This is a genomic window from Bacteroidota bacterium, assembly GCA_040388375.1.
Taxonomy (GTDB): Bacteria; Bacteroidota; Bacteroidia; order UKL13-3; family UKL13-3; genus JAAFJM01.
In genome coordinates this window covers 446,406-461,001 of the sequence record JAZKBU010000003.1, presented here as the reverse complement: position 1 = coordinate 461,001, position 14,596 = coordinate 446,406, and the positions used below count along the sequence as shown (strand labels likewise).

Sequence of the window (14,596 nt, the reverse complement as noted above, 5' to 3'; positions counted from 1 at the left end):
ATGAGTGAGTTTTAGTTTTACAAATCTATCGCTGTAGCTATTAATTCTGCTACATCCAATACCTGTACTTCCTGTTCTTTATTGTGGTGTTTTATACCATCACGCAACATAGTCATACAAAATGGACAAGCAGCTGCTACTATATTTGATTGTGTTTCCAACATATCGTCTGCTCTTTCCAAGTTAACTTCTTTAGTTCCGTTTTCTGCTTCTTTAAACATTTGTGCCCCACCGGCACCACAACACAAGCCATTGGCTTTTGAACGTTTCATCTCCACCAACTCCACATCCAACTTCTCAATAATATTTCTAGGCGCTTCGTAAATACCATTGGCTCTGCCTAAATAACAGCTATCGTGGTAGGTAATACGTTTGCCTTTATAGGGGCCGCCTTCAATGGAAAGTTTGCCTGTAGTTAATAATTCATTGATTAAAGCAGTATGGTGAACTACTTCGTAATTACCTCCTAAAACAGGGTATTCATTTTTTAAAGTATTAAAACAATGTGGGCAGGCAGTAACAATTTTTTTTACGCCATAAGCATTCATGGTAGTAATGTTTTGCATGGCTAGCATCTGGAATAAAAACTCATTACCTGCTCTTTTAGCCGGATCGCCAGTACAGGCTTCTTCTGTACCCAAAATAGCAAATTTTATATCTGCATGATGTAGAATTTTAGCTACGGCCTTGGTAATTTTTTGTGCACGTTCATCAAAACTACCGGCACAGCCAACCCAAAATAATATTTCTACCTCTTCACCCGCAGCTACTACATTAGCTAAAGTTTTTACCTTAAATTCCATACCAATAAATAATTGCTTTTTAAATGAACGCAACAATAATAAGCGCTAAAGGAAAAATAACCATGAAAATTTGTGCTTAAATTTTACAAACGGATGCCATTAATGTTTTAATTTTATGAATAGCACTTATTTACAAGAGGTCACAGGTTTTATGAATGATTAATTCGTCCAATAAAAGAGTATCCTCCTATTTTAAAATATTTAGTAATCCATACTCTTAATAGTTTCATAAATCAGGGCATTAAGAATTTATTATGTTTAAGCCTGGTATACAATACTATATATTAGCAACATAACCCAAGCCTATTATGAAAACAAAACACTACTTCTTTTTTTTTCTTTTACTTCTTATACTTGGAAAAACAACAAAAGCGGAGATATTAGGAGCCGATTTAAGTTACCAATGTACACCTACCTTAGGAGTGTATAAAGTAAACCTTAAAGTATATCGTAGTTGCCAAGGGGTGCCCCTCTGTAATGGGTGTTCGCAAGCCATACCAAATGGCACTACAGCCGGATGCACGACCACAAATGCGGGTTTTGGTACGCCTATTATTGGGGCAGACTCATCCTGTTTAGGAACTAGCTTTGGAAACTATACTTTAGCCATACAATCAGGAATCAATGGGTATGATATTATTCAAACATGTGATTCGGTAAAAACTATTTGCACCAATTGTAATACGCGCACTGCTGGTACTTTTGCGCCTGGTATAGAAGTATATATTTTTGAAGGCAATGTGAATTTAAACTCCTTACCAACTTCGTGCTGTAAGGTAGCTTTGGGTTTAAGTATATGTTGTAGAACTGAGGCTATAACAAATTTTTTACCTAGTAATCTTTATACGGAATGTATCATTAACCGTTGCTTAACAAGCTGTAATAATTCCCCCATTTTTACCAACGAAGCAGTTCCTTTGGTTTGTGCCGGTGTTGATTATGTATACAATTTAGGCGCTATTGACCCCGATGGTGATTCCTTAAGCTATACCTTTGGCGCCAGTTTACAAAACCCAGGTTCGTCAGTTACCTATAATCCTCCTTACAGTGCTGGTTACCCTTTTGCTTATCTGGGAGCACCCAACGCTAGTGGACCCTATCCTGCAGGCTTGCGAATTGACCCTATAACTGGTGATGTGATGTTCAGACCCAGCGGTGCATGGGTTTCAAATTTGGTAATAGAAGTAACCCAATGGAAAAAATCAGGAAATACCCGAGTAAATGTGGGTATAACAAGACGTGATATACAATTCCAAACGCAATTGTGTAATGGCAATTTAACACCCAGAATAAAAATATATCAAGATGGTATTTTACAAAACACCCAAAGCTTTTCTGTTAATGTTAATCAACAAATATGTTTAGATATTGTGGCGGCAGACCAAGCAAATTTAAGTGCTACACCCAATCCTATATTAGCCGATTCGACAGACTTAACATGGAATAACCCGCTACAATATATCCCCGTCATGGCTAATGCCACTTGGGCAAGAAACTATATACTATCACAAAGGAGTACATCTGGCCCTTTAAACGACAGTTTTAAATTTTGTTGGACGCCTCCTACCTCTGCTATTAGAGATCAACCTTATTTATTTACCGTTACAGGTAGAGATAGATTTTGTCCATTAAATGCTTCTGCCATACGAGGAATTAGTATAAAAGTAAATACACCTCTTTTCGCCAAAGTAAGTTTTGATAGTACCAATAGAAAAGTGTTTTGTGCCAATAAAATAATACCTGTAAGTATGAGTTATAAGGTAAGCGGTATAACCTTAACGGCTGGCAATATATTCTATGCGCATTTGTCCGATTCATTAGGTAATTTTAATACCCCTATTCTTGTCGGTTCTAAAATAAGTAATGCCAATACTGGTAGCATTAATTTAAATATACCCAGTGAACTAAGTACTACTGGTAATTATAAATTAAGACTTAGGGTATCCAGTGATAGTACTGCTTATGACCCCTATTTCCCTATTAGCATTGTACCTGGTTTTACTCAACCCATTATTTTCAGCAATACAGATTCTATTTGCAAAGGTTCCAATATTTTGCTTTCGGTATTACCCAATGACAGCAACTATACTTTTAAATGGTTATTCAACAATACCGTTATTCCTGCTGCCAATAATGATAGTTTATGGTTAGATACGACTGGTGCTATCAGAGCCATTGTAAGCAATACCGGTTGTAGTGATACTTCAGTAGTTAAAACTTTTCATTTTTATCCTCTTCCTATTCCTTCTTTTACCAGTGGCAATCTTATTTGTTTACCAAATAATCCAGTTAGTTTTATCAATACTAGCGCCATTAACAGTGGAACAATGAGCTACAACTGGAAGTTTAGTGATGGGACTAACTCTAATTTAACATCACCTATCAAAAACATGGTTGATACAGGGAGTTTAACGGTTAAACTAATTGCTACCTCTGATAAGAACTGTATTGATTCTATACAAAAAATAATAATTGTAAAACAAACAGTAACCCCTCAATTCAGTATCAATGATTCTTCGCAATGTGTAAAAAACAATGCCTTTGTGTTCACCAACCAAACCAATAATCAAGGTGCATCTGTTAATTATATTTGGAACTGGGGTACTGGTTTTATTGCTTCTAATAATATCACTCAAAACTATTCTTACCCAAATGTAGGTAATTACATTGTGAAACTGATAAGCAATAACAACGGTTGTACTGATACGCTTACAAAAAATGTGACTGTAATTGCCAATGCTACTAATGTTGGTTTTACGGTTAATAAAGCTAGTCAATGTTTAAAAAATAATAATTTCTTATTTAACAATTCCAGTACCCCTGATAACATTACTATAAAGTATATGTGGCAGTTTGGTAATGGTGATACTTCTACCCAACGTTCGCCTGATTATTCTTATAATACATTCAATGTTTACAGTGTAAAACTTTTGGTTACTGCCAATAACAAATGTATTGACTCTTTCAGCACCAATGTTGCTGTTATTGCTTCACCTAAAGCCAGTTTTACAATTAACGACTCTGCACAATGTTTAAAAAACAACAATTTTGTTTTTACTAATACCAGTACTCCAGATAACAGCACTGTAAAATATTATTGGCAATTGGGTAATGGAAACAACTCAATACAACGTTCTCCATCAATAACGTATAGCAATAGTAACACATACCCTATTACATTGGTAGTAACAGTTAACGATAAATGTATTGATTCTATAAGTCAAAATATTACTGTGTTCCCTAACCCAATAATAGGTAGTATAACGGGTAGTATAACGGGTAGTATAAATGTAAGTAATCCGGGTATTGCAATACCATACTCAGTACCTGCACAAAACAATGCTACCTATAATTGGAGCATTCAAAATGGTACTATACAATCAGGTCAAAATACCAATGCCATTTCTGTGATGTGGACCAGCAAAGGAACAGGTAAATTAGGTGTATTGGCTACCAATACCAATGGTTGCAAAGACTCGGCTTCTTTAAATGTGAACATTAATAATGTAGGTATACACGATATCAATATCAATCAGGAACTAAGTATTTACCCTAATCCAACTAAGTCAAGCATTCGTATTAACAATACCAATAACAACCTTGTAGGTAAAAACTATATTATTAGTAATACCATAGGACAAATGCTTTTGAGTGGAAAATTAAATGCAGAAGAAACAACTGTTAACTTAGAGTCATTGAGTGCGGGTATTTACTTACTAAGCATTGAAGGCATCAGTAACCAAAGTATTAAAGTAATTAAAGAATAAAATAGTTATTGAAAGTATTTCTCCATGCATAAAAAAAGCTCAACACAATGTGTTGAGCTTTTTTGTTTATTTAATTTTCGGTTAGTTTTCAACCGGCAGTATTCCGTATTGTTTACCCAACTGTAATTGATTTTCTAAAAAGTTCTTAGGGTATTCTACTTTTACATCAACCATTTCATTGCCTTTCATTACCGGTACTAATTTAGGTTGAATAAAACCTTTGTAAGGAGCTACATCTAATTTAGTAAAACGTTCTTTTACTTCTTTTAAAAGCTCCTGATCAACGTTTACACCGTAACCCTCAACCAAGGCAGTAGCTGCTTTGTAATCGCCTTCTGATTTTATACGTTGGATTTCTTTTAACAACTGGCCAAATAAGTCGCGTAACTTTTCATAGTTATTTACACGTACATAGGTTTTACCATCGCGTTTAATAAACTCTATTACATTGTCTTTTTTACCCATTTCGTAAGCCCATTTAGCATTTAATTGTCTGTTGCGCATGTGTGCTTCTTCTAAGTTTTCTCCAACATTTAAACGGGTTAATTGGGTAATTAATCCATTCATAATATAGTTATCGTACTCTGCTTTACCTACCTCAAGGCTAGGCATTACACCCATATCAACTAGTTTTTTATCCATGATATAGTATAAAGCCACTAAGTCTGCACGGGCTTCTTCTAAAGTACTTGCGTAATTTTTTAAAGTTTGGTCAGGGTCACCAACACCTTTGTTTATTTGTCCGCTAGCATGTCCGATTACTTCATGCAAATCGGTATGTAAATCGCCTGCCAATGCACCATGTAATTTAGCACGCTCTATTTGTCCTTTGTTTTCAGCAAACTCTTTTGACATAGGACTTTTAGCGGCCACTATATTATAACTGTGTACTATATTACTTAACGATACTGATTTACTACCGTGTTGCTGACGAATCCAATTGGCATTTGGTAAATTAATACCTATTGGTGTAGAAGGTGCAGCATCACCTGCTTCTTGTATTACAGTAATAACTTTAGCAGTAATTCCTTTTACTTCTTTCTTTTTATGCTCAGCCATAATGGGTGAATTATTTTCAAACCATTGTGCCTCTTTAGCTACTGCAGCAATACGTTTGGTGGCTTCCATATCTTTCATAGAAACTACACTTTCGTAGCTGGCACGTTTGCCTATTGCATCGCCATATACTTCAATAAAACCATTTACTACATCTATGCGGCTTTCGGTATCAGCTACCCAGGCTATATTGTATTCGTCCCATTTTTTCAAATCGCCTGTTTTGTAAAACTCAATTAACAATGATAAGGCTCTTTCTTGCTTTGCGTTTTCCGCCACTTTCACCGCTTTTTCTAACCAATAAACTATTTTATCAATAGCAGCACCGTACATACCGCCTGACTTCCAAATTTTTTCTACTGCGTTACCATTCTCTTTTACCATTTTGCTGTTTAAACCCCAACTAATAGGTTCTGCATCGTCTTTTTTCATACGGGCATCGTAATAGGCTTCTACTTCTTGTTGGGTAAGGCCCTCATAAAAATTATTAGCCGATGCTTTTACATTGTCAATACCTGATGCTAAATCAACCGATTTGCTTTCAAAGTTAGGATCGAACATGATGTTTTTCATCGAACCTAAAAATGCATCAACAGTCTCTCCGGTTTTTAATGGTAACAAAGCTGCATTTGTATTTTTAACTAATCCGCTAAAAAACTCGAACGAGCAGCTTGGTACAAATTTTAAATTAGAATAATGGTGGTGAATACCGTTTGAGAAAAACACGCGCTTGGCATAAGTTTCAAATTGTTTAAACTCTACCGATTTCCTGTCACCTTTATAGCTGCTGTAAATGGCTTCAATTGTTTTACGGATAGCTAAGTTGTGTTTATACTTCTGGTCGTAAATAATATCGCGGCCTGCGTTAGCTGCTTCAAATAAATAATAAGCCAGCTTTTTTTGCTGTATCGTTAATTTTTCAAAACCGTCAATATGGTAACGTAGTATTTGTAAATCGGCAAACCGATCGCACTCTACTTCAAAGCTGTCTTTCTTTACCACTTTTTCTTTTTCACTCATACCTTTTATGTTGTTATTACTACCATAACTGGTTAATGTTAAACTTACTCCTGTTGCTATTGTAACTAGTAAACCGTTTACTTTCATATTATTTATCAATTATAATTTTTTGAATATGGATAATTTCGTTATTGTTTAATAACTGTAGCAAGTAAACATCTTTTGATATATTGGTTACATCTATTACATTAGTGGTAGGCATTGGACGACTCAATATCAGTTGTCCGTTTATATTGAATATTTTATATGTTTCAATTTTTTCATCAGTAATTACTTCTACACTACTGCTGGCTGGTTGTGGATACAAAGTAAATACTTTTGTTTTGCTTAATAATTTATAACCAACACCCGTCTGTCCTTCGTTTTCGGTAGTTAACGCCAAATTAGGCTCACTTTCCATAGCGGTTTTTAAAATACTTAATTGCGAACCTGTTGAATTTACATTAACCAATATCCAGAAATAGAAATAGTCAGTACCGCCTGTTAAATTCATGCGACCTGCTATGTATTGATTACCGGTACCTGCAAAACCTGTATAACCTAAACCGGGGCTATGGATAAATATGCCATTCGATTTCCAGTTTGGTAAACTGGTAAAAGTTTGGTTGTTTGACACCTTGCAAGGACGGCTGTTGGAGCCGCTTATTGTTTCCGTTGCCAACATATAAGCATTGCCATTACCAACGCGGGTTGTAATAGTAAAAGCACCATTGGCAAAATAATTAAAAGTAGCATCAAAGGCTTGATCTCCATTAATGTCAAGCTGATACGATGTTACAGTAGAATCAAGCGTTTGATTAATTACTTGTTTTGTTATAGTTGCCCACGTAGCTTGGCAAACAAAAAGTAAAAATAGGGGTAGTAAAATGTGTTTTTTCATTTTGGGATAAAGAATTGATTTTATATTGCAAATAAAAAGCAAAAACAAAACTCTTAAAACTATATTAGTAATCAAGTTATCACAATCTCATGCACAATGTCCAAATTTTCAAATCGTTCGTTACAAAAAGAGTTATTAGACAATAGTGATATACCCACTGCCGATTTATACCAAAACCTGAAAGAGCTGGCTTTCATCAATACTTGGCTGGGCGGACACAAAGTAACCGTTAAAGGCTTGGAATATCTTAATTTATCGAAACAAAAAACCTATACCCTCATTGATATTGGCTGCGGAGGTGGCGATAATTTAATTTTTGTGGCAAAATGGGCTAGGAAAAATGGATACACCTTTAATTTATTAGGGGTTGATTTAAAAAAAGATTGTATTGATTACGCAAAGAAGCAATGTGCCGCTTTTTCGGAAATTAGTTTTATAGAAACCGATTATAGAAACTTACCACAATTTAATTACTCGTTCGATATTGCTTTGGCCTGTTTGTTTACCCACCACTTAAGCAATAATGAAATTAGTGATTTAATCAGTTGGTGCGATGAGAATGCTCAAGTTGGTTTTGTTATTAATGATTTGCACCGGCATTGGTTTGCCTATTACTCCATAGCATGGTTAACAAGTCTATTCAGTAAATCTTACTTGGTAAAAAACGATGCAAAACTATCTGTACTGAGGGCTTTCGGTAAAACGGACTGGGAAACTATTTTAATGCAGGCGAAAATAAAACAATTGCACATTACCATCAATTGGGCCTGGGCTTTCAGGTGGCTAATAGTAGGAAAACGTAAAGCTTAAAACTTTAACCTTACTGATGCTCCAACAAAGGCGTGTCCGTAAACTACTTGGTAACTAGGATCCCAACGTAGGGTTAAATTCTCGCTCACATCAAATTCTTGCAAATGTGCATCAACAGCCGCATCTATTATTTGCAATGCATATAAACCGCCAATTCCTATCCACGATAAATCGCGGCTTTCCCTGTAAAAATCTCTCAATTCAATCAAATAAGAATCCTGTAGCGGTTCTATTTGAGGATCGCCAATGGGTTGTTTTGCATTGCGCTTTTGAACAGCTACCCTATATATATCGTATTGATTTTGGTAAAAACTAACCGAATAAATTAATGCAGCAAAGCCACCATATACAATAGGTAGTTTCCAATATTTTTTATTGTAAATCTGACCCAAACCCGGTACGAAAGCCAGCAAGGTAGCTTTCTTAGGGCGGCTCATTTTAGTGGTATCGGGTGTGTAAGTAGTATTGGTTTGTTTTTGTGCATATACATTTTGCAGTAAAACAAGCGCACATAAAACAAAAAACAGTTTACGAAACATGGTGGTAATTACTTTTAAACAAAGCACAAAAGTAGCCAATTCAAAAGGTTAAGCAAGTTTATTTCTGGCGCAATTTATCGCCAAATACTTTTTTAAACTTCTCTAACTTAGGGGCTATTACAAACTGGCAGTAAGGCTGATCCCCATTTTGATTGTAATAATCTTGGTGGTAATCTTCGGCCGGGTAATAATTATTCAGCGCTGTAATTTCAGTTACAATAGGGCTACTAAAAGCACCTGACTGGCTTAATTCTGCTTTGTATTTTTCGGCTATTAGTTTTTGATTTTCGGTAGTATAAAATACACCCGAACGGTATTGAGTACCAACATCATTGCCCTGTCTGTTTAAAGTAGTTGGGTCGTGTGTTTGCCAAAATACGGAAAGCAGTGTTTCAAACGAAACTTTGGAAGAATCGTACCATATTTTACATACTTCTGCATGGCCGGTTTTACCATAACATACCTCGCGGTAAGTTGGGTTTTTCACATCGCCATTGGTATAACCACTTTCTATTTTTACGACTCCGTCTATACGTTGAAATACGGCTTCAACACACCAAAAACAGCCTGCGCCAAAAACAGCGGTTTGTAAAGTATCTAAATTTTCTGTTGTCATATTGTTTGTTTTGCTAGTAGTGGCTTTATTATTGTTTTGTGCACAGCCTGTATGCATACAAATAAGCAATAAGGTAATTACATAGGTAATATTTTTAATTGTTTTCATCTTGGTAATTTTTACTGCTACAAATGTGTAACTTTAAATAACAAACGATTTTTTTAATTGTTTGGATTTGTAAGACAGATTACATTACACAATAAAAAAGGGTTATTGCACACTACATGCAATAACCCCCATAAGTTACAATTTTTAAACTTACTCTATTATTAATTTTTGAGTGCTGGTTCCGTTATCAGTATAAGCTTTAACAAAATAAATACCTTGTTTTAAATCGCTTACATCTACGCTATTCATAGTTTGTGAACTTACCAGTTCTTTCATTGTTTTACCACTTAAATCAATAATCTCTATGTTTCTTAAGATGTTATTGCTAAACTCTATATTTACTTTACCATTAGTCGGATTAGGGTATAATTTTAAAGTATTAGCTGTTACACTTTTTACTCCTACCCCGTTTGTTTTAATATCATCAAACAAAAAATCGCTTAACATTCTTTCGGTAGTATCCATATAAGCAGTACTGCTTTCTGCAGAACCTACACCCGGTGAAAAAGGAACATGCGGTGCATTTTGGAAAGTATAGAAAACGGACTTCATGCCCAATGCTTTAGCCATAGAATCTACCACAAAACTGCCGCTTAATCTGGCTACTTTAATACCTGAAGCATAAAAATAATCTGTTTTATAAGGAACAGTTTGGTCATTGGTTCCGTGCACGCTGAATATAGAAAGGTTTGTATTGTTTCGCATCCATTCTATATCGCCTAAACCACCACATAAGTTAATAATACCTTTTACTCTCCAGCTATATCCGGGCGAACCTGTTGAGCCTTCAACTCCACCAATACTGGTCGTATCAATTTTAGGTGTGCTGTTACCTACTTCTCCCGGTAAATCTAAAAAGGCTTCATGCAAACCCAATACACCACCTGCTGAAACACCACCTAAATATACTTGTCCTGCGCTAATTTTATAAGTATTTAAATGGGCTCTTAAATATCTTACAGCTGCCCTACCATCAAGCGTTCCGCGCCATACTGCATTGGCAAACTGAGGGCCCGCTTGGTTTTGGTCTAATATTATTTCGGAAATGTTAACCCCTAAACGGTATTGTAAAGAAATACAAACGTAACCACGTTTTGCAAACTCATTACAAAGGTAAACCACATCTGCATCGTATTGGGTTCCATTAACAAAAGAACCACCGTGTGCCAATACCAATAAAGGACGGTTGGTAGCAGTGTCTCCCATTGGTTGGTAAATATTCATTTTAAGGTCAATAGCTATGTTATTGTATTGGGCAGCATTGCCATACACAACACTATCAATAGTAACATTGGTAAAAATTTTATCTTTATAACGTTGGGCCTGGCTTACAAAAAATGAAAGGGAAAGGGCTAAAATTGTAAATAGTTTTTTCATTAACTTTAGTTTGTTTTGAATGGCAAGTTTAACAAAATATTCTTTTACTTCAATACAATAAATTTAGCATATTAAACCTATTATTTTAAAATAAAGGGTTACTTTTGTACTTCTTTTTATGAGTGATCCTATCAAACACGAATGCGGAATAGCCCTTATCCGCCTTTTAAAACCGTTAAGTTTTTATGAACAAAAGTATGGCTCTGTATTATACGGTTTAAAGCGCCTTTATCTTTTAATGGAAAAACAGCATAACCGGGGGCAAGACGGTGCCGGTGTTGGAACCATTAAAATTAATGCTTTACCGGGCGAAACTTATATTAACAGGCAACGTGCCAATGGCAGCAACGCCATAGCGGAAATTTTTGAAAAGCTAAATAAAAAAATTACCAAATCGGGTACCAAAGAGCAATTAAAGGACCCTGATTACTTGCGCTCCAATGTACCTTTTGCGGGTGAGTTGCTGTTAGGTCATTTGCGTTACGGAACGCATGGTGGCAACAGTGTTGATTTGTGCCATCCGTTTATTCGCGAAAACAACTGGATGAGCAGAAATTTAATGCTTGCAGGTAATTTTAACTTAACCAATGTTGACGAGCTTTTTAATGTATTGGTAGAATTAGGACAACATCCGAGTGAAAAAGCTGATACGGTAACGATGCTTGAGAAATTTGGACATTTTATAGATGAAGAAAACCAACGTTTGTTTACGCGCTATAAAATTGAAGGACACAGCAATCAACAAATATCGAGCTTAATAGCCAGCGAATTAAATATTGAAAATATATTAAAACGCTCCTTACGCGATGCGGATGGGGGTTATGTAATGGCCGGTTTATTAGGTCACGGAGATGCATTTGTAGTGCGTGACCCGAATGGAATAAGACCTTGCTTTTATTACTACGATGATGAAATTGCAGTAGTAACCAGTGAGCGCCCTGCTATACAAACGGGTTTCAATATTCCGCTGAGAGATATTAAAGAATTAGGCAGAGGTAATGCCTTAATTATAAAAAAAGATGGTAAAATAAGTGAGGTAAATATTATTCCTCAGGCCGAAAACAAAGCATGCTCGTTTGAACGTATTTATTTTAGCCGTGGAAACGATAAAGATATTTACAAGGAACGCAAACAATTAGGATTTTTATTGGCTGATAAAATTATGAAATCGGTTGGTAACGATTTTGAAAATACGGTTTTCAGTTATATACCGAATACAGCAGCTGTTTCATTTTACGGAATGATTGATGGTATAAACGATTTACTGAACATTCATAAAATTGAGCAGATAAAAAAATTAGGTTCTGAAATAAACGAAGGCCAGCTAAAAACTATTTTAGCCATGCACCCGCGCAGGGAACGAGTAGCTGTTAAAGATGCTAAACTGCGTACTTTTATTACAGACGATACTAACAGGGAAGATATGGTAGCACACGTGTACGATGTTACTTATGGTATTGTTAAAAACCATGTAGATACGCTTGTTGTTATTGATGATTCTATTGTAAGGGGAACAACTTTAAAAAGTTCTATCTTACGTATATTAGACAGGTTACATCCTAAAAAAATAGTGATTGTTTCATCGGCTCCGCAAATACGTTATCCTGACTGTTATGGAATTGACATGAGTCGTTTAAAGGACTTTGTGGCTTTCCAGGCCATGATAGCTTTGGTTAAAGAACGTAAATTAGATAAGAAAATTGATGAGGTTTACAAAAAATGTAAAGCGCAGGAAAACTTACCTAAGGAGCAAATGAAAAACTACCTGATTGATTTGTATAGCTTATTTACTGATGATGAAATATCGGCTAAGATTGCTCAAATTGTAACGCCTGCTGAAATTACAGCGGAGGTAGCCATTATTTTCCAAAGCATAGATAATTTACACGAAGCTTGTCCTAACCACAAAGGCGACTGGTACTTTAGCGGACACTACCCTACTCCGGGCGGAACCAAAGTAGTAAACAAAGCTTTTATTAATTATTACGAAGGCAGCAATGCCAGGGCTTACTAATAGCTCTCATAACATTCAAAAAAAGAGTCCGCGTATATTCAATTATACGCGGACTCTTTTTTTGCCCCTACTTTTATTGACTGGTAGTATAAATGCACCTGAACCCTAACCAAAGCCGGGGTTTAGTATATATCTGCACATTATCCGGTTGGCATTGCCAGGCATATAAATTGTAGTTACCTCCTACTGCTTTGCCTTCGTCCATTACCATTTCTGAAACATTGCCAAAGAAATTATCTAAACCTAAATTATTACCGGGAAACATTCCGTTGGGTTGAATAGCGGTTTTAAAAGCAGGCCACTTTTCTACCAATTGATTGTTATAGTTAAACAAGGGATACTTGCCTTTAAACAGTGTATCATTTTTGTTTGCTGTTAAAACATACGTAGCTATTCCTGTCCACTCCTGCAAATTGGCTAACCTGTATGCATAGTTGGTTGTGGTAAATAATGTGGAACGCCATTTACAAAACTTCATTACCTGTTTGTGATTAATGCCTGTAATGGCTACATCTAATAATGCTGACTCATCTTTACTTAATTTGCTGGTTTGGTAATAGCCTAAATAGGTTTTTAAGTCTGATACTTTTACAATATCTAATTCGGTTTTTGATTGCTTTAACCTGATAGCGATATCAAACTCCATACAGCTTCTTTGTATAAAAGTCCATATAGCGGGTTCTATGGCACTGCTATCGGGTAATAATGCATTGGCTGCATCCAGCGTTTCATGTTTCAATGTCCAGTTATAAAAGGCCAGCCACATGCCAACGCTTACTTCTGTTTCATCCATGTATAAAGTATCGTTTATTTTAACCATCCCAAACGGACGATTACTAGGTTCTTCTGCACGGCTTGTTAAAGTTAAACCAATACATACAGCCAGTACAATCATCCATTGAGCGAGGTATCTATTTATAACCATCATTACACTTGTATTCCATTTATTCATGCTTCGAAAAACAATTATAGTTAAATCCTGAATACGAACATAAAAACCCAAATGTCAATTTTCACAACATGCATTTTAATTACATTTGTTATCTGCTATTTTTGGCGCATGGATTTTGAGATTTTACATACGGAAAGGCTTTTATTAAGAAAATCATCGATAGAGGAATTTCATTATATTTTTAAGCATTATACTGATGATGGATTGAAAACTTTTTTCGGATTGACTACAGACGAGGAATTACAAAAGGAAAAGGATAAATATAATAACGGGTACACTTCTTATAACCGCTCTTTTTTGTTGTTTCATTTAATTGATAAGGCTACGCAACAAAACATAGGTGCCTGTGGTTTTCATAATTGGTTTGCCATGCACAGCAGGTCTGAAATTGGTTATCATTTACGTGATGATAACAATAAACGCAAAGGTTTTATGAAAGAGGCTTTGCAAGCTATTATTGCTTATGGTTTTAACAATATGAACTTAAACCGCATAGAAGCTGTTATAAGCCCTAAAAACGAGCCTTCGCTCAAGTTGGCAAAACATTATAACTTTAAAGAAGAAGGCCTCTTAAAGGAACATTATTGCGTGGATGGTGTACCGGAAGATTCTGTTATCTTCGGATTGTTGAAAAAGGAATACGCAGCCTAATGG

The 14,596-nt window shown here is 35.6% G+C and carries 11 protein-coding genes; 4 read left to right on the top strand and 7 right to left on the bottom strand.

Annotation, left to right across the window (positions count from 1 at the left end; genetic code table 11):
- Nucleotides 1–17: 17 nt before the first annotated feature.
- Nucleotides 18–803 carry a (Fe-S)-binding protein gene (locus V4538_04910; protein MES2380359.1) on the bottom strand — a complete coding sequence of 262 codons (786 nt, stop codon included), beginning with the start codon at nucleotides 801–803 and terminating at the stop codon, nucleotides 18–20.
- Between the two features lie 308 nt (nucleotides 804–1,111).
- Between V4538_04910 and V4538_04905 the strand changes: the two genes are divergently transcribed.
- Nucleotides 1,112–4,570 carry a PKD domain-containing protein gene (locus tag V4538_04905; protein ID MES2380358.1) on the top strand — a complete coding sequence of 1,153 codons (3,459 nt, stop codon included), beginning with the start codon at nucleotides 1,112–1,114 and terminating at the stop codon, nucleotides 4,568–4,570.
- An 81-nt stretch (nucleotides 4,571–4,651) separates the two neighbouring features.
- Here the strand turns inward: V4538_04905 and V4538_04900 are convergent, their stop codons facing one another.
- A complete protein-coding gene (locus V4538_04900; GenBank protein ID MES2380357.1) occupies nucleotides 4,652–6,733 on the bottom strand; it encodes a dihydrofolate reductase in 2,082 nt (693 codons plus the stop codon).
- Between the two features lies 1 nt (nucleotide 6,734).
- Complete coding sequence (locus V4538_04895; protein ID MES2380356.1) at nucleotides 6,735–7,526, bottom strand: T9SS type A sorting domain-containing protein; 792 nt, start codon at nucleotides 7,524–7,526, stop codon at nucleotides 6,735–6,737.
- Between the two features lie 96 nt (nucleotides 7,527–7,622).
- On the opposite strand from V4538_04895, the gene V4538_04890 reads away from it, so the two are divergent.
- The gene (locus tag V4538_04890; protein ID MES2380355.1) at nucleotides 7,623–8,336 is read left to right on the top strand and encodes a methyltransferase domain-containing protein; all 714 of its coding nucleotides are present in this window, start codon (nucleotides 7,623–7,625) and stop codon (nucleotides 8,334–8,336) included.
- Here V4538_04890 and V4538_04885 read toward each other — a convergent pair.
- From V4538_04885 to V4538_04875, 3 genes are all read right to left on the bottom strand, one after another.
- On the bottom strand, nucleotides 8,333–8,875 hold the full coding sequence (locus tag V4538_04885; protein MES2380354.1) for a DUF5683 domain-containing protein: 543 nt from the start codon (nucleotides 8,873–8,875) through the stop codon (nucleotides 8,333–8,335). The genes V4538_04890 and V4538_04885 overlap by 4 nt on opposite strands.
- Before the next feature lie 58 nt (nucleotides 8,876–8,933).
- On the bottom strand, nucleotides 8,934–9,599 hold the full coding sequence (gene msrA / locus V4538_04880) for a peptide-methionine (S)-S-oxide reductase MsrA (protein ID MES2380353.1): 666 nt from the start codon (nucleotides 9,597–9,599) through the stop codon (nucleotides 8,934–8,936).
- 150 nt (nucleotides 9,600–9,749) lie between these two features.
- On the bottom strand, nucleotides 9,750–10,976 hold the full coding sequence (locus V4538_04875; GenBank protein ID MES2380352.1) for a T9SS type A sorting domain-containing protein: 1,227 nt from the start codon (nucleotides 10,974–10,976) through the stop codon (nucleotides 9,750–9,752).
- Between the two features lie 118 nt (nucleotides 10,977–11,094).
- Between V4538_04875 and V4538_04870 the strand changes: the two genes are divergently transcribed.
- Nucleotides 11,095–12,990 (top strand): amidophosphoribosyltransferase, encoded by a 1,896-nt coding sequence (locus V4538_04870; protein ID MES2380351.1) that lies wholly within the window; start codon nucleotides 11,095–11,097, stop codon nucleotides 12,988–12,990.
- Between the two features lie 73 nt (nucleotides 12,991–13,063).
- On the opposite strand, the gene V4538_04865 is transcribed toward V4538_04870, so the two are convergent.
- A complete protein-coding gene (locus V4538_04865; protein ID MES2380350.1) occupies nucleotides 13,064–13,942 on the bottom strand; it encodes an SUMF1/EgtB/PvdO family nonheme iron enzyme in 879 nt (292 codons plus the stop codon).
- 108 nt (nucleotides 13,943–14,050) lie between these two features.
- Between V4538_04865 and V4538_04860 the strand changes: the two genes are divergently transcribed.
- Nucleotides 14,051–14,593: a GNAT family protein gene (locus V4538_04860; GenBank protein MES2380349.1), complete on the top strand. Its 543-nt coding sequence runs from the start codon at nucleotides 14,051–14,053 to the stop codon at nucleotides 14,591–14,593.
- Nucleotides 14,594–14,596 lie beyond the last annotated feature (3 nt).